Raw genomic sequence first — 15,601 nt, 5'->3', positions numbered from 1 at the left:
AGCTCAAAGGACGCTCCCGACGATGAACAGCACCTTCGACGACCTCCTCGACCCGGATGACCTGATGGACCCCCGCGCGCTCGGGGCGCTCCAGCCCACCCGCCTGTCCGCCTCCCGCAGCTTCATCGCCCGGATGGTGCGCGATGGCTGGCGGATCGAACAGGAAGTCCTCGAACTCGATGCCCGGGGCAACGGGCACGCCCGCTACTCCATCACCACACCTCAGGGCCCGCTCACTTTCCTGGCCTATCTGCGCGAACCGGCCGGCGGGAACCGCACCTCACGCATCATCGGCACCAGCTGGGACATGATCGGCTCCCTCGTGGACGGCGTCGCCACCGCCGAGCAGGTACGCGTCACGGAGGAGGAGATCCCCAAGCTCTACGAGGGACGCGCACCCGAGGGCACCCTGGTGTGGTTCCGCTCCAATCAGAGCCTGCGCATCTTCCGCCATGTCCGCGAGTCGCTCGCCCGCGGCGTGCAGCCCAATGCGGTGGAGGTCAAGAAGGTCGGCTATCTGATGCGCAACACCGGCCTGGACGGCAACGGCACCTTCGGCACCACCTCGTTCCCGGCCATCCCCGAGGGACATCCGCTCAAGACCTCCTACTTCGCGCAGATGCTCGCCGCCTATCTGATGCGGGAGCTGGCGGTGGACGTCGTCGAAGAGCTCGCCCGCATCGACGCACCGGACACGGCCGTGCGGCTGGACCCGGCCGTCAAGCAGTTCATCGGCGTCGGCAACGGCTCGGCGCTCGGCCTGGTGATGTTCGTCTACAACCGTCCCGTCCTGATCGACGCGTACATCTCCGCCTACGTCGACGCCGTGCGGCACGCCCTGAACGACCCCGCGCTGGGGACCGCGGCGCATTTCGAGACCCTGGAGCGCCTGCTGGACCGCACCATCCGCTACCGGGCACTGGATGACACCGCATACCGCGTGTTCAGCGGCAGCAAGGAGATCGCGGCCGATCTGCGGCGCATCCGCGCCTTCGTCCGGGCCGCCCGGCGCGGCGAGATCGTCCGGCACCACGGCGAGACCCCGCTGGCGGCCGTGCACCGGCGGCTGCGCCGCACCGTCACCCGCGAGGCCGTGCACTCCTTCAACGCGCTGCTGCTCGAGCTCATCCCCGACCACTGCGACCGCCTCGTCCAGGAGCGCCTGACCTTCGACGAGCACCTGGACCTGGACCCTGCCCTCCCGGCCGCGCAGCTGCGCGAGCTCATCGAGAGCCGCTACGCATGGGCGCTGAGCATCCCGCTCAACGACGATGCCGCCCGGGACCGCGTCTGGTACCAGTCACGCGCCGCCGAGGAACCCCGCTCCGGTCCGCGCGAGGAGATCCCCGGCGCCCATGAGCTCATCCCCAGCTATCCAGTGGGCGTCCGGCGGCTGCGGGCAGCCCTCCAGGAAGCGGAGGAGGCCGCGCCGGTGGGCGCCCTGCTGGCAGAGCGTCCCGAGCTGGAGCACATCGCGCGGCTGGTCGTCGCTCTCGCGGACAAGCCCTACGCCGCCCCGCACGCCGATCCGCACGACGCGGACTTCGTGCCGGTCTGGCTGGTACGGCTGATGAACTCCTTCATCCACGGCCTGGACCGCACCGAGGACTACCTGGGCCGCACCATCCGCGGGCTGATCTTCGAGGGCGCCCCGTTCCGGGACGAGCTCGCCGATGCCGACCCCTCCGGCTGGTGGTGGTCCTACCGTTCGGCCGCCGCCGTGCTGGACGACTCCCCCGGTACCGGCCGGATGAAGCCCTCCGGCGGCCGCGACGACACCGTCCCGGCGTCCGGGGTCTCGCTCGCGCCGAAGGAGTCGGCGATCACCGCGCCCCGGGTCGAGCCGGGCGCATCCATCACCATCAAGTTCCGCGAGGCCCGGCTCATGGCCGGACGTGCGTACCAGGCGCTGCGGGTCCCGGAGGGCTCCTGGCACGGGGCACGGGATTTCTACATCACCGCTCTGCTGGGGTCCCCGGCGGCCGCCGATGCCTTCGGAAACCTCCTCGCCGCCGCCATCGACGGCCAGACCGGCGCCGCGGCCCCCTGGCGTGCGCCCTCCTGGCGCACGGAGGACGGCACCCTCCTGGTGGACAACCACGGCCAGAGCCTCCTGGCCACCGGGCACGTGCTGATCAACCTCCTCGGCGCCCACGGCCGGACCGGCGCCGCCTTCCGGATCGCAGGGGTGCGCACCGACCACGCGCTGGCCGGGCTGCGCCTCGGCCTGGCCCGCTACGGCCTGCACCTGGACGTACCGGAAGCCGGCGAGGGCGCCCGGGAGACCGGCGAGGTCCTCAGCGGCACGGTGGCGCCGGCCGCCGACCGTGCCGCGACATCGGCCCGGTACTGGCAGGAGATGGCGCAGTTCATGCACGACGGCCTGGCGATCCCGGCGCAGTCGTTCTGGAACGTCTACTACCGCGCCAACGCCGGCCTCTACCCGGACACCCCGATCTCCCGGCAGCACACCGGCGCCACCGTCAAGGACGTCCTGCAGCCGGGTCAGGAACTGACCAAGCAGTTCTCGGAGGAGGAACTGCTCGACCTGGCCGATCCGGACGACGCCGACAACCAGAACGCCGAGCACTTCAGCTCAGTCGCCGCACCCTGACCTGCCCATGCGATCCGGCCTGACCGGCCGACCGCCCACCCGAACAGCTCGACCCACCGGCCCAGACCGCATCGACCCCAGACCATCCCGCGACAAGGAGAACCCGTGATCTACGTCGACAGCCTGCTGTGCAGCCCCCTGGAACGCGAAACGCCCGACCACCGCCCCGCGCTGGATCAGATCGCCGCGGGAGAAGTCGGCTGCGTCGTCACCACGGTGGGCTTCTGGGAGGACGCGACCGAGTCGATGGACCAGCTGGTGAAATGGCGCCACATGGCCGAGGACAACGCGGACCTGGTCGAGATCGCCTATACCGCCGGCGACATCCGCCGGATCGCGGACTCCGGCCGCTGCGCCATCGTGCTGGGCTTCCAGAACGTCTCCTTCCTGCAGGGCAGGCTCGGATACGTCGAGCTGTTCGCCCGGATGGGCACCCGCGTGGGCCAGCTGACCTACAACATCCAGTCCGACATCGGCGGCTCCTGCTACGAGCCGCACGACTCCGGCCTGTCCCGCTACGGGAAGTACGTGGTGCGGGAGATGAACCGCTGCGGCATGGTCGTCGACCTCTCCCACGTCGGCAACACCACCACCCTGGACGCCATCCGGCACTCCGCCGAGCCGGTGGCCATCACGCACTCGAACCCGCACAGCTGGGCGCCGCATCCGCGGAACAAACCCGATGAGGTGCTCGACGCGCTGAAGGACAACGGCGGCGTCATCGGCCTGTCCGTCTACCGGAACATCGTCGGCGAGCACACCACGGCTGAGAAATGGTCGGAGATGGTGGCCTGGACCGTCGACCGGATCGGGATCGAGCATGTGGGCATCGGCACGGACTTCGACCAGACCGGCGGCATGGAGTACGTCTCCTGGATGCGCCAGGGCCGCTGGGCCCGCGAGACGCAGTACGGGGCCGGCTCCAAGGCCAATCCCGGCAAGGCCCCCAAGCTCGACTGGTTCGCCTCCCCCGCCGACTTCCCCAATGCCGAACAGGCACTGCGTGCTCGCGGCTTCGACGACCGGGAGGTCGCGCTGCTGATGGGCGAGAACTGGCTGAACTTCTTCGACCGCACCTTCAAGGAACTCTAAGGAGGCACCCGTGTCCGTGCCCTCAATGTCCCGTGCCCGTCTGCAAAGCGAGAACCAGGCCGCCATGAACGCTCCGTATCTGACCGCCGAGTCGCTCACCAAGACCTTCGGCGAGCATCGCGCCGTGGACGAGGTCTCCCTGTCGGTGCCCCAGGGCGAGGTGACCTCCATCATCGGGCCCTCCGGCGCCGGGAAGTCCAGCTTCATCCGGTGCCTCAACCTCCTGGAGGTCCCGGACTCCGGGCGCCTGAGGATCGGCGACGACGCCCTGCAGTTCGGCGGCGCCGAACCCCGCCGGTCCGAGATCCAGGCGGTGCGCCGGCACACCGGGATGGTGTTCCAGGCGTTCAACCTCTTCCCGCACCTGACCGCCCTGAAGAACGTGGCCCTGGCGCAGATGCGCGTCCTGGGCCGCAGCCGGAAGGAGGCCGAGGACCGGGCGATGGCGCAGCTCGAACGCGTCGGGCTGGCCGACAAGGCCGGCTCCTACCCGGGCCAGTGCTCCGGCGGCCAGCAGCAGCGCATCGCCATCGCGCGAGCCCTGGCGATGGACCCGGACCTGATGCTCTTCGACGAGCCGACCTCCGGGCTCGACCCAGAGATCGGTGCCGAGATCCTCACCGTCATGCGGGAACTGGCCGCGGACAAGATGACGATGCTGGTCGTCACGCACGAGATGGAGTTCGCCCGGCACGTGTCGAACCAGATCGTCGTCATGGTCGACGGCGCCGTCATCGAGCAGGGCGAACCGGACAAGATCATGTCCGATCCGGAGCACCAGCGTACGAAGCAGTTCCTCTCGGCCGTCCTCGGACGGTAGGGGACGGCACGACGATGGACTACTGGATCGAACCGCTGCGGTACATCGCCTTCGGCACGGGGATGACCGTCATGCTCACCTTCGGCGCGGCGATCATCGGCATCGTGCTCGCCGTCCCGCTGCTGCTGATGGCGCGCAGCAGATTCACCGCCCTGCGCGGCCTCTACCACGCCTTCGTGCACATCGTCCGCGGCGTCCCGACGCTGGTATGGCTGTTCATCGCGTTCTTCGGGGTGACCCAGATCGGCATCGTCCTGGATCCCATCACCTCGGCCATGCTCACCCTCGGGATGATCGCCACCGCCAATATGGCCGAGATCTACCGCGGCGGCATGCAGGCCATCCCGGCCGGGCAGTGGGAGGCCGCGCACGCCCTGAGCCTGGACCGGTCCGCGACCGCCCGCGACATCATCGCGCCCCAGTTGTTCCGGGCGGTCAGCCCCTCCGTCGCCACCCAGGTGATCGGCCTGCTGAAGGACTCGGCGCTGGTGTCCACCATCGGCGTGGCGGATCTGGTGTTCCGCGCCGGGCTGATGACGCAGAACTACGGGAACGGGCTGGTGATGTTCGCCTTCGCCGGCCTGATCTACCTGGCCCTGAGCCTGCCGGTCGGCGCGCTCTCCCGGTACGTCCACGCCCGCATCACGAGGAGGTACGCCGTCGTATGAGTGATTTCAGCTGGCTCTACGACTGGCCGGCCCACATCCCGAACCTCCTGCCAGGCCTGTGGACCGCCATCGTCATCACGGTCATCGCCTGCTCCGTGGGCTACGTCCTCGGCTTCTTCCTGGCGCTCATGACGGAGGCGCCGCTGCGCGCGGTGCGCTACACCGCCGTCGTGATCGTGGAGGTGGGCCGCGGCCTGCCCATCCTGGTGCTGATGTACATCGCCTACCAGGGGCTTCCCCAGGTGGGAGTGCTGCTGGACCCGATGCCCTCGGCGATCGCGGCGCTGACCTATTCCGCGGCGGCCTATTCCACCGAGATGATCCGCGCCGGCCTGGCCTCCGTGCCGCGCGGCCAGTTCGAGGCCGCGGCCGCGGTCTCGCTCAGCCGTGCAGACACCTACCGGTTCATCATCGTCCCGCAGGCGGCGCGCATCTCGATCCCGCCGCTGGTGAACCTGACGATCACGATCTTCCAGGCCACCTCGCTGGCCACCGTGATCACCGTCTCGGAGATCATGCACCACGCCTATCTCTCCGGATCGATCAACTTCCAGTACATGTCCGTCTACGTGGCCGCCGCCGTGCTCTACCTCTCCATCACCCTGCCCGGGGCGATCCTGACCGGGTACCTGGAGAAGAACCTCGGCAGCCCCACCAAGAACGCGCGCCGCACCTCCATCCGCAAGCGCGTGACCACCAAGACCCCCGCCGGCGTGTGATGCGCCGCGGGCTCCGCACCGCACCGCCCACAACCGTCCGATCCGCCAGGAGACATCATGAGGAAAGCCCACTGGAAAGTCGCCACCGCGCTGGCCGCCGCCGGACTGGCGCTCACCGCGTGCAACGACGAGGCCCCGGCACCCGGGGACGAGCCGGGCGCCCAGGCAGCCGGCTCAGTGGCCGAGGACTGCACCCCGCAGCACCCGGACATCGAGACCATCCGCGAAGGCGCCCTCACGGTCGCCCAGTACGAGTACCCGCCGTTCTCCATGCTGGAGGGCGAGACGCTCACCGGCGTGGAGGGCGAGATCCTGAGCCGGTTCGCGGAGCTGGAGTGCCTGGAGATCGAGATCGTCCAGGGCGATTCGGCCGCCATGATCACCTCGGTCTCCACCGGCCGCGCAGACACCACCCTGGGGTCCTGGTACCGCACCGCGGAACGCGCCGAGGTGGTCCGGCTCTCCGAGCCGGTGATCACCTCGCCGCTGTCGATCGTCTCCACCGAGGGCATCGACAACGTCGACGACCTGATGGAGGTCCGCGTCGGCATCGGCCAGGGCCTGGTCGCGGTGGAGGACCTGCAGGCGATCATGGGCGACAACCTGAACATCTATCAGAACGTCGACTCGGTGTTCGCCGATCTGCAGGTGGGGCGCATCGACGCCGCCGTGCTCGGTTACGGCGCCGCCATCACGCAGCTGGAACTGCGGCCGGTGGAGGGCGCGGAGATCCAGCCGATCCAGCCCGACGAGCGCATCGCCTCGACCGTCGACGTGGGGCAGACCAACTTCCCCACGCACCTGGACAACGAATCGCTCGGGCAGGCCATCGACGAGGTGCTGACCGAGCTGCGCGAATCCGGTGAGATCGAGGAGATCGCGGTCCGCTACGGCTTCTCCCCCGAGGTGGCCGATCCAGGCGAGCCGAACTTGCTGTAACCGCGCCGCCCCCGGCGGTGGCCGGTCCCGCGCCGCCCCCGGCGGTGGCCGCGCGCCCTCACCGCACCGGGAAGCGCATCCGGGCGGGGCCGCCGGGCGTCACCCCCGACGGCTGGCCCAGGGCTGCCCGGCGCCGGTTGACCCCACGGCCAGGTTGATCGCGAATTCACGATCAATCTGGCCGTTTCAGGTGTTTCGCCGCCCAGGCGGGTGGCTCGCCGGCGATCGGGTGCTTCGCCGTCGACGCGGGGACCGGACAGGCGCTGGCCCTCGCGTGACAGGAGTTCGAAAGTGTGTTCGAATAGCTGTCATGCGGTGGCAGCAGCAGAAGATCGACGACGACGCGGCACTGGTCCCGATCAAGGGGCTGATCCGCAGCGTGCGCCCGCCGGAGTTCGAGGGCGTGACGTTCCACGAGGTGCTGTGCAAGAGCGCGCTCAACAAGGTGCCGGGCCAGTCCAGCATGCCCTTCGCCTGGACCGTCAACCCCACCCGCGGCTGCCTCCACCGATGTGTCTACTGCTTCGCGCGGAAGACGCACGAGTACCTGGACCTGAATGCGGGGCGGGACTTCGACACGCAGATCGTCGTGAAGACGAACATCGCCGAGGTGCTGCGGGCGGAACTGGCCCGCCCCTCGTGGCGGCACGAGCACGTGGCACTGGGCACCAACTCCGATCCGTATATGCGAGCCGAGGGCCGCTACCAGCTCATGCCGGGCATCATCGGCGCCCTGGCGGATTCGGGCACGCCGTTCTCCATCCTCACCAAGGGGCCGCTGCTCAAGCGCGACCTGCCGCTGCTGGCCGAGGCCCCCGTCCCGGTGGAGGTAGGGGTGTCGCTCGCGTTCGCCGACGACGATCTGCAGCAGAGCGTCGAGCCCGGCACCCCGCGGCCGGCGGCGCGGCTGGCACTGATCCGCAGCATCGCCGAGGCAGGCCTGGACTGCACCGTGCTGGCGATGCCCGTGCTGCCGTGGCTGACTGACTCGGTGGAGCATCTGGACGAGTTGTTCGCCGGGATCAAGGCCGCCGGCGCCCGATGGGTCTCCGCCGGAGCGCTGCACCTGCGCCCCGGCGCCCGGGAATGGTTCCTGGCGTGGCTCCGCCGTGAACACCCGGCGCTGCTGCCACGCTATCTGGAACTGTACGGCCGCGGCGCCTACGCGCCCAAGGACTACCGCGAATGGCTCGGAGCGCGCGTGGACCATCTGCGGCGCAGGCACGGATTCGTCCGTCCCACGGGCGTGGCAGCCCAGGAGGACCGCTGGCAGCGCAGCCCCGCACAGCAGGCACCGATGCCCGCCACGCCGTCGGCCACCCAGCCCGCACTGTTCTGATGAACGTTGGTTCCCGCCACCGCGTGCTGTTTCCGCGTGCCCTCACGCGGAAACAGCGCACCACCGCGGAGCTATGAGCCGGCCGCGCGCCAGGGCACGGCTTACAGCAGGAAGGACCCCAGGAGCGCGGCGCCGATGACCACCGCCCAAGGTGGCGCGTTCCACTTCGTCAGGACCACGAACGCCGCCACCGCGAATGCCAGCGCGGCCACCGAGGTGATGCCCTGGGTGAAGACGGGATCGTACAGCGCCGCGGCGAGGATCCCGACGACGCCCGCGCCCACGCCGGACAGGGCGTGCTGTGCCGCCGGGGAATGACGCAGCCGCTCCCAGAACGGCAGCGCACCGACCACCAGCAGCGCCGCCGGCAGGAAGATCGCCAGCAGAGCGAGGGCCGCGCCCAGCACTCCCCCGGGCCCCAGTGTGTCCACCGCTCCCAGATAGGCGGCGAAAGTGAACAGAGGGCCCGGCACCGCCTGCGCGGCACCGTAACCGGCCAGGAAGGCATCGTCCGCGACCATCCCCGTCGGAACGGTCTCGGCCTGCAGCAGGGGCAGGACGACGTGGCCACCGCCGAACACGAGCGAACCCGCGCGATAGAAGGTGTCCGCGAGCCTGAGCGTCGCCTCGCCTGTAGCCGAAGCCAGCAGCGGAAGCCCGGCCAGCAGTGCCGCGAACAACGCCAGGCAGGTCGCTGCCGCCCTGCGCCCGATCCGCACCGGAAAGGCATCGGACCGCACTGACGCACCTGCCGGCATCCGCCCGGGCGGGTCGCTGACGTCCGTCGGCGTGGCCGCACGCTCACCAGAGCGGCCCAGCCAGAGGAGACCGAGCAGTCCCGTCACCACGATCACGCCGATCTGGGTGAGCGCGTGCGGGATCAGGAGCACCGCGATCACCGCCGCGGCGGCGAGCGTCGCCCGCCGCGCATCCGGCGCCAACGTCCTGGCCATACCGAGCACCGCCTGCGCCACCACGGCCACCGCGACGGCCTTCAGGCCCTGCAGCCAGCCGGACCCCGCCGTCTCGCCGAAGGACATGACGCCGTAGGCGAAGGCCAGCAGCAGGATCGCCGAGGGCAGCGTGAAAGCCGCCCATGCAGCCAGGAGGCCGCCGATGCCTGCCCGCTGCAAGCCGATCGCCATGCCGACCTGGCTGGAGGCCGGGCCGGGCAGGAACTGGCACAGCGCCACCAGATCGGCGTAGGCCCGGTCGCTCAGCCAGCCGCGGCGGACGACGAAGGCCTCGCGGAAGTAGCCCAGGTGCGCGACGGGTCCGCCAAAGGACGTCAGACCCAGGCGGAGGAATACCGTGAAGACCTCGCCGGCCGTGCCGGGCGGGCCGTCGCCCGCAGCACGACCGGGCGTCGCAGAAGTGCTCATTGACGGGAATACTGCCTGGTCAGGCCGGCCGGGTCAACGGACGGCACGTGAACATCCGCGAAACAGCCGCTTCACGCAGCACCAGGCGGTACCCACTCGGGCGTGACCGCCGCCGACGCCAGCGAGTCGCGTCACGCAGCTCCCGGTGATAGCTCCACCGGGAGCACGGGCAGGCACCGGCGCCTTAGGCGGGCATCTGCGTCCGCACGCGGAGACCGCTAGAGCACGACCTCGATGAGTGCCGGGCCTTCCCCGGCCACCGCGGCGTCGAACGCCTTTCCCAGCTCGTCCATGGTCTCGGCGCGGCTGGCCTGCACGCCCATGCCGCGGGCGATGGACACCCAGTCGATCTCGGGCCGGTCCAGGTCCAGCAGTGCTCCGGCCTTCGGACCGACCTCGGGGACGCCGACGTTGCTCATCTCGTTGCGGAGGATCTGGTACTTGCGGTTGGCCAGGATCAGCGTGACGACGTCGAGGCCCTCACGCGCCTGGGTCCACAGCGCCTGAGGCATGTACATGCCGGAGCCGTCACTCTCCAAGGTGATGACCTTGCGGCCCGGCGAGGCGATCGCCGCACCGGCCGCCACCGGCATCGCATAGCCGATCGACCCGCCCGTGCCCGCCAGCCAGTCGTGCGGCCGCGAGCCCACCGTCTCGGGGTAGAACCGCCATCCCGTGGTGAGGGACTCGTCGACGACGATGGCGTCCTCGGGAATGCCGTGCCCCAGGAACGCGCCGAGCTTCTCCGGGGTGATGGAACCGGTCGGCCGCTGAGGCAGCGCCAGTTCGGTGGCCGGGGCCGGGGCGGCACCGACGGCCTCGTAGAGGGCCTGGAGGCTCGGCAGGGCATCGGCGTCGCGGCCCGGCCCGCTGAGTTCCACGAACCGCGTGCCAGGAGGCGTCAGCCGGCTCGGCCTGTCCGGGTAGGCGAAGAACGCCACCGGCGGCTTGGCGCCGATGAGCACGAGGGAATCGAAACGCTCGAACAGCGGGAGGGAGTCCTTGATCGGGTACGGCACCTTCTTGGCGGCGTGCCGACCGGCACCGCGGGGAATCCGGCCCAGATGCGTGTTGGTGAGGACCTCGGCCCCGGTGGCGGCGGCGATGCCGGCCGCGAGCGCCAGGGCTTCCGCCGTGGCTGCGCGCCCGCCGAAGAGCAGCGCGGTGCGCGGCCCGCCTTCGCGCAGCACCCGCGCGGAGGCCTCGGCGGCCGCCGTCTGCGCGACACCGCCGGCCGGGGCCTGAGCCGCGACGAGCGGAGCGCCGGAGGCGACCGGGTTCCAGGCCGCATCGGCCGGGAGGATGAGCGAGGCGATCTTGCCGCGCCGGGCGATGGTGACCGCCTCCGCGGCGTCCACCCCGAGCGATTCCTCACCGGAGGTGGTGCGCACCCAGTGGCTGAACGGGCGGGCGGTGCCTTCGATGTCCGAGGTCAGCGGGGCATCGAGATCGCGATGGTAGGAGGCGTGATCGCCGATGACGTTGACGATGGGCGATCCTGCGCGCAGCGCATTGTGGAGGTTCGAGAGCCCGTTGGCCAGGCCGGGGCCCAGATGCAGCAGCGTGACTGCGGGGTTCCCGCTCATCCGGGCGTACCCGTCGGCGGCACCGGTGACGACGCCCTCGAAGAGCCCGAGGACTCCCCTGATCCGCGTGCTCGTCTCCAGGGCCGCCACGAAGTGCATCTCCGAGGTGCCCGGATTCGCGAAGCACACCTCCACTCCGTTGTGTTCCAGCGTGGCGAGCAGTGTCTCCGCACCGTTCATGAGTGTCCCAGTCTTTCGTCCGTCCGGCTTAAGTCCTCATTCAGGGTACTGCCTCCGACGGCGCGGATGTGACGCGGGGCACGTGCAGTGCGGACCGGCCGGCGCCCCCTTCCAGCACCTGATGCAAGCTGCCTTGAGACCGTGGTTCCTGCTGCACCCGGCCGCCTGCAGGCCCCGGCGCCGGCGGCCGGGTCCGGGGCCCGTCGCGGGCGGCAGGTCCGGGGTCCGTCGCGCGGCAGGGAGGCTGTCAGCGGCCGCAGTGGACCGTATGCGCCGGCCGGAGCCTCTCGCGCGCGGCCGGGGAGCACGCTGGACGGCGAGCGCCGGACCGCCGGCGCCGGTGGGCACGGCCGGGAGCCGGTAGGGTGGTCCATTCACGCACCGAGGAGGCCAGGAGTGACGGACACGCGAGCGGCCGATGCCATCGTGCACACCGAATGCGTTCTCGAAGCCGCGGAGCTGGGCCGGCCGCCGGTCGCCGGGGACGCGCAGGAAGCCGCCCGGCGGCGCCACGCCGCCTCACCCGTGCTGGCGGCGGGCGCGCCGCGTCTGCTGGCCGGGCTGACCGTGGTCCTGGCGCTGGCGGCAGTGCTCGTGGTGTTCCTCGGCGGAAGCTGGCCTCTCTGGGCGCCGGCCGCAGGAGCCGCGCTGCTCACCGCAATCCTCTGTTTCGTCTCCGCCCGCGCCACGGCAGCAGCGCGGACTCGCCGCTGGGGAGCGGCCTACCGGAGGCTCGCGGCGTCCCCGCACCGGGCCCGCGGACGGCTCACCGCGCTCGACATCCGCTGGGACAAGCACGACCGGATGGTCATCGCCGGCGGCCAGGTGGCGTACACCGACGCCTCCGGCACCGCACGGTACACGCCGTTCAGCACCGCTCCTGCGCTGCGCCTGCCGCTGCCGCCGGAGGCGGCCCCGCCCGCCGTCGATGCGCCGGTCACCGTCTGGCATACGCCCGGGCACGATGTCGTCCTGCACCGCCTGCCGCTCTGCTTTAAGCCTCCTGCCCACCCCAGCCCCGAGCACTAGGTCCGCGCACCAGGTCCCCTCCCGCGCGATGCCGCGCGATCCCGGTCACCGGTGACCGGTCCAGCGCGGCTCATCACCGGGCCGGTCCCGTGATCGCACAGCGGCGTGCACTGCCGCGCGTCCGGGAACAGACTCGGGACACGCACCGCGCCCGAGGGCGGCGTCAAGCGGCCCGGCCAGCCGGAGGGAGCGGAACAGGGCGGCCCGGGAGACCCCGGACCGCCCTGCGGGTCACTTGCCGATCCACTCCAGCAGACCGGCCAGCACCGCGTTCGTCCCCGTGGTGAGCGTCGGCTCGATCACCGGGCCGAAGTACGGCGAATGGTTCACCGGGACGTCACCGGAGGCGAGCCGCTCGGCGTCGTATCCGCCGAAGAACCAGTACACCGTGGGCACGCCGATGGCCTCGCCGAGCCAGCCGAAGTCCTCCGAGCCCATCTTGGGCGGCATCTCCTCCACGTTCGCCTCGCCCAGGCCGGCGCGCAGTGCCGTGAACACCCGCTCGGTGGCGGCGTCGTCGTTCACGTTCGCCGGGAAGTCGTAGATCTTCTCGACCACGGGCTCCGGCGCCCCGGCCACCTGCGCCTCCCCGGTGATGATCCGCTGCACCGCGGCGAGCACCTGGGCGCGGACCTCCGGGGTCAGGCTGCGGATGTTCAGCGTGAACTCCGCCTTGTCCGGGATGATGTTCTCCTTCAGCCCGGCGTGGAAGGTGCCCACGGTGACGACCGCCGAGTCCAGCGGGCTCAGTTCCCGCGAGACGACTGTCTGCAGCCGCTGCACCATGGCCGATGCCAGCACGATCGGATCGATCGAGTTCTGCGGCTGCGAGCCGTGCGACTGCTTGCCTCTGACGGTCACCCGCAGGGAATCCGCCATCGCCATCGCGGTGCCGCGGGTCAGCGAGACGGTGCCGGCCTGACCGGGCCAGACATGCTGTCCGAGGATGACCTCGGGACGCGGCGCCTTGTCCCACAGGCCGTCGTCCACCATCGCGCGGGCACCGGCGGAGGTCTCCTCGCCGGGCTGGAAGATCAGCACGACGGTGCCCGCCCAGCGGTCCTTCTCCCGCAGCAGGACCCGGACGGCGGTGAGCAGCGAGGTGATGTGGGTGTCGTGGCCGCAGCCGTGCATGACCGGGACATCGGTGCCGTCCTCCAGCGTGCCGCGGGCGGTGGAGGCGTAGTCCAGGCCGGTTGCCTCCTCGATCGGCAGCCCGTCCGTGTCGGCGCGGAACCCCACGACGGGCCCCTCCCCGTTGCGGATCAGGCCGACCACGCCGGTGCCGCCGCAGCGGAAGTGCTCGATCCCGAGTTCGTCGAGCACGCCTTCGATCCGCTCCTGCGTGCGGTGCTCCTGCATGCTGAGCTCCGGATCGGCGTGGAAGGCCTTGTAGAGCTCGTGCGCCCTCGCGCGCTCCTCGTCGCTGAGGGCGAAGGCGGTCAGGGTGTCAGTCATCGGCGTGTTCCTTTCCCGGCGTCCGCGGTGAGCGAGGACGCCGATGCGGTGAGCGTGCAATGGACGTACGGTGCGGATCTGATCGTCTCAGCCGCCCTGCGGCGCGCCGGTCTCCGGGTCCGGGGTGACGGTCTTCTTGCGCAGGAACCAGGAGCCGAGAATGGTGATGAGCACGCCGATGGCGACGTAGAAGTTCTCCAGGACGGGCGCGACCCGCAGCAGCACGTAGATCACGAACGCCGCCGCCGCGACGGCGATGACCGTGCTGCGGATCTGCTTGACGGTGACGGCTGCCTGCACCACGACGGCCCCGAGGATGGCAGGCAGGATGTACAGCTGGGCGATCTCCGTGATCTCCGCCGGCACGATGCTCAGCAGCCAGGTGCCGAAGAAGCCGACGAACACCAGCAGCGAGGTCACGTGCACCATCGCCGCCCCGCAGATCGCCATCACCGCGGCCAGGTCCCCCTGCCGGGTGCCGGGTTTCACGTTGAGGCGGTTCTGGGCGACGATGGCCGCCGGCAGCAGCTTGTTGGCGATGTTCCCGATCAGGAAGACCTGGTACATGCCGGCCTGGCCGACGATCGGGAAGTACGTGACCGGTTCCACCACGGCGAACACCAGGTAGACGGCGGCCACGGCGAGATAGGCGGTGACGATCTGATTGACGGTGATGCCGAAGTCGCCGAAGATGATCAGGCTCGCGGGCGCGGCGATGGAGATCACCAGGACGGCGATCATCGTCAGCCGGCCCCAGCGTGCGGTGGTGTGCTCGAAGGCGGCCATTGCCGTATCGGCAGTACGCGCGGTCATGCGGATCCTCTTTTCCTCATGTATCCGTGGAAGGGGGGCCGGCGTCAGGCGCCGTTGTGGGCGAAGTAGCTCACGGCGAGGGCGACCATGATGGCGATGCCCAGCGCCCATTCCTTGAGCCAGTTGGCCTTGAACCGTTCGGCGATGAAGAGCATGACCGCCATCGCGGCGGCCGAGACCAGCACCGCGACGACGTGGACGCCGGATTTCGGCAGTTCGTTCATCGTCAGGATGGCGAAGGCTCCCAGCAGTGCGGCGCCGGGGATGAGCGCCATCGCGGCAGGGTTGACCTTCTGCAGGGTGCTGCCGCCGCGCTTGAGGATGGGGGTGAGGATGAGGGTGCCCACCAGCCAGGCGCCGCCGGAGATGCACATCGCGGTGAACGCCACCACGAAGACCTGCTGCGTCCAGCCCTCCCCGCCCAGGCTCGCGCCCATGGTTCCGGCGGCCACCGTCGCCGAGGCGGTCTCCGTGGCGGCGGAACCGATCAGACCGATGCGGATGAGGACCGCGGGCGTGCCGAACAGGGTCAGCAGCGCGATGGCGACCAGGAGCACGGCCAGAGATGGGCCGATGGAGGCGACCGCTCCGGAGCGGAACGCGCGGCTGAGGTCCTCGGTGCTCATCCCGATGCCTTCGCCCGCGCGCTTGGCCGCGCGGACGTAGATCCACGACTGGACGCCGATGACGGCGAACACCAGCAGGGCGCATATCCACAGCAGGGGTGATTGGGCCACCGCCCAGATGTCGGTGGAGGTTGCAGGGTCCATTCCGGGGTCCTTCCGGTCCTGAATACGCATCGACGGCCCGCCGATGTGATGTAGCTCACCATCGAGAGGCCGTGAGTACCACTTAAGGGGATGCGTCCCGGCGCATGCAAGCGGAGACGGAATCGGACACGGGTGCGGTCTGATTCCGCCAGTCCCGGCGCGGCGAGGACCCGAGAAGGAAGAATGGCGTGG

General features: G+C 70.4%; 13 protein-coding genes. 8 read left to right on the top strand and 5 right to left on the bottom strand.

Annotated features, from left to right (window positions below):
* Positions 1-22: 22 nt before the first annotated feature.
* The 7 genes from IEW13_RS08055 to IEW13_RS08025 all read left to right on the top strand — a co-directional run bounded on the left by IEW13_RS08055 (position 23) and on the right by IEW13_RS08025 (position 8,191).
* A complete protein-coding gene (locus IEW13_RS08055) occupies positions 23-2,614 on the top strand; it encodes a hypothetical protein (RefSeq protein WP_188550442.1) in 2,592 nt (863 codons plus the stop codon).
* Between the two features lie 105 nt (positions 2,615-2,719).
* The gene (locus tag IEW13_RS08050) at positions 2,720-3,706 is read left to right on the top strand and encodes a dipeptidase (protein ID WP_229745004.1); all 987 of its coding nucleotides are present in this window, start codon (positions 2,720-2,722) and stop codon (positions 3,704-3,706) included.
* A gap of 64 nt (positions 3,707-3,770) precedes the next feature.
* Positions 3,771-4,526 carry an amino acid ABC transporter ATP-binding protein gene (locus IEW13_RS08045; RefSeq protein ID WP_229745028.1) on the top strand — a complete coding sequence of 252 codons (756 nt, stop codon included), beginning with the start codon at positions 3,771-3,773 and terminating at the stop codon, positions 4,524-4,526.
* A 14-nt stretch (positions 4,527-4,540) separates the two neighbouring features.
* Positions 4,541-5,194: an amino acid ABC transporter permease gene (locus IEW13_RS08040; protein ID WP_188550441.1), complete on the top strand. Its 654-nt coding sequence runs from the start codon at positions 4,541-4,543 to the stop codon at positions 5,192-5,194.
* Positions 5,191-5,913, top strand: coding sequence for an amino acid ABC transporter permease (locus IEW13_RS08035; protein WP_188550440.1), 723 nt, complete (start codon positions 5,191-5,193; stop codon positions 5,911-5,913). The genes IEW13_RS08040 and IEW13_RS08035 overlap by 4 nt, the downstream gene beginning before the upstream one ends.
* A gap of 57 nt (positions 5,914-5,970) precedes the next feature.
* Complete coding sequence (locus tag IEW13_RS08030) at positions 5,971-6,852, top strand: substrate-binding periplasmic protein (protein WP_188550439.1); 882 nt, start codon at positions 5,971-5,973, stop codon at positions 6,850-6,852.
* Positions 6,853-7,162: 310 nt separating this feature from the next.
* Positions 7,163-8,191: an Rv2578c family radical SAM protein gene (locus IEW13_RS08025; protein WP_188550438.1), complete on the top strand. Its 1,029-nt coding sequence runs from the start codon at positions 7,163-7,165 to the stop codon at positions 8,189-8,191.
* A gap of 101 nt (positions 8,192-8,292) precedes the next feature.
* Here the strand turns inward: IEW13_RS08025 and chrA are convergent, their stop codons facing one another.
* Positions 8,293-9,573 carry a chromate efflux transporter gene (chrA, locus tag IEW13_RS08020; RefSeq protein ID WP_188550437.1) on the bottom strand — a complete coding sequence of 427 codons (1,281 nt, stop codon included), beginning with the start codon at positions 9,571-9,573 and terminating at the stop codon, positions 8,293-8,295.
* A gap of 218 nt (positions 9,574-9,791) precedes the next feature.
* On the bottom strand, positions 9,792-11,339 hold the full coding sequence (locus IEW13_RS08015; protein WP_188550436.1) for an acetolactate synthase large subunit: 1,548 nt from the start codon (positions 11,337-11,339) through the stop codon (positions 9,792-9,794).
* Positions 11,340-11,735: 396 nt separating this feature from the next.
* On the opposite strand from IEW13_RS08015, the gene IEW13_RS08010 reads away from it, so the two are divergent.
* Positions 11,736-12,368 (top strand): hypothetical protein, encoded by a 633-nt coding sequence (locus tag IEW13_RS08010; RefSeq protein WP_188550435.1) that lies wholly within the window; start codon positions 11,736-11,738, stop codon positions 12,366-12,368.
* A 231-nt stretch (positions 12,369-12,599) separates the two neighbouring features.
* Here the strand turns inward: IEW13_RS08010 and IEW13_RS08005 are convergent, their stop codons facing one another.
* The 3 genes from IEW13_RS08005 to IEW13_RS07995 form a co-directional block, all read right to left on the bottom strand.
* Positions 12,600-13,826: an amidohydrolase gene (locus tag IEW13_RS08005; protein ID WP_188550434.1), complete on the bottom strand. Its 1,227-nt coding sequence runs from the start codon at positions 13,824-13,826 to the stop codon at positions 12,600-12,602.
* An 87-nt stretch (positions 13,827-13,913) separates the two neighbouring features.
* Complete coding sequence (locus tag IEW13_RS08000; RefSeq protein WP_188550433.1) at positions 13,914-14,639, bottom strand: hypothetical protein; 726 nt, start codon at positions 14,637-14,639, stop codon at positions 13,914-13,916.
* Positions 14,640-14,683: 44 nt separating this feature from the next.
* On the bottom strand, positions 14,684-15,409 hold the full coding sequence (locus IEW13_RS07995; protein WP_188550432.1) for a DUF5058 family protein: 726 nt from the start codon (positions 15,407-15,409) through the stop codon (positions 14,684-14,686).
* Between the last annotated feature and the right edge of the window lie 192 nt (positions 15,410-15,601).

It is taken from the genome of Sediminivirga luteola, assembly GCF_014639315.1.
GTDB lineage: Bacteria > Actinomycetota > Actinomycetes > Actinomycetales > Brevibacteriaceae > Sediminivirga > Sediminivirga luteola.
The sequence above is the reverse complement of the archived record's forward strand: the minus strand, read 5'-3'. Positions and strand labels throughout refer to the sequence as shown.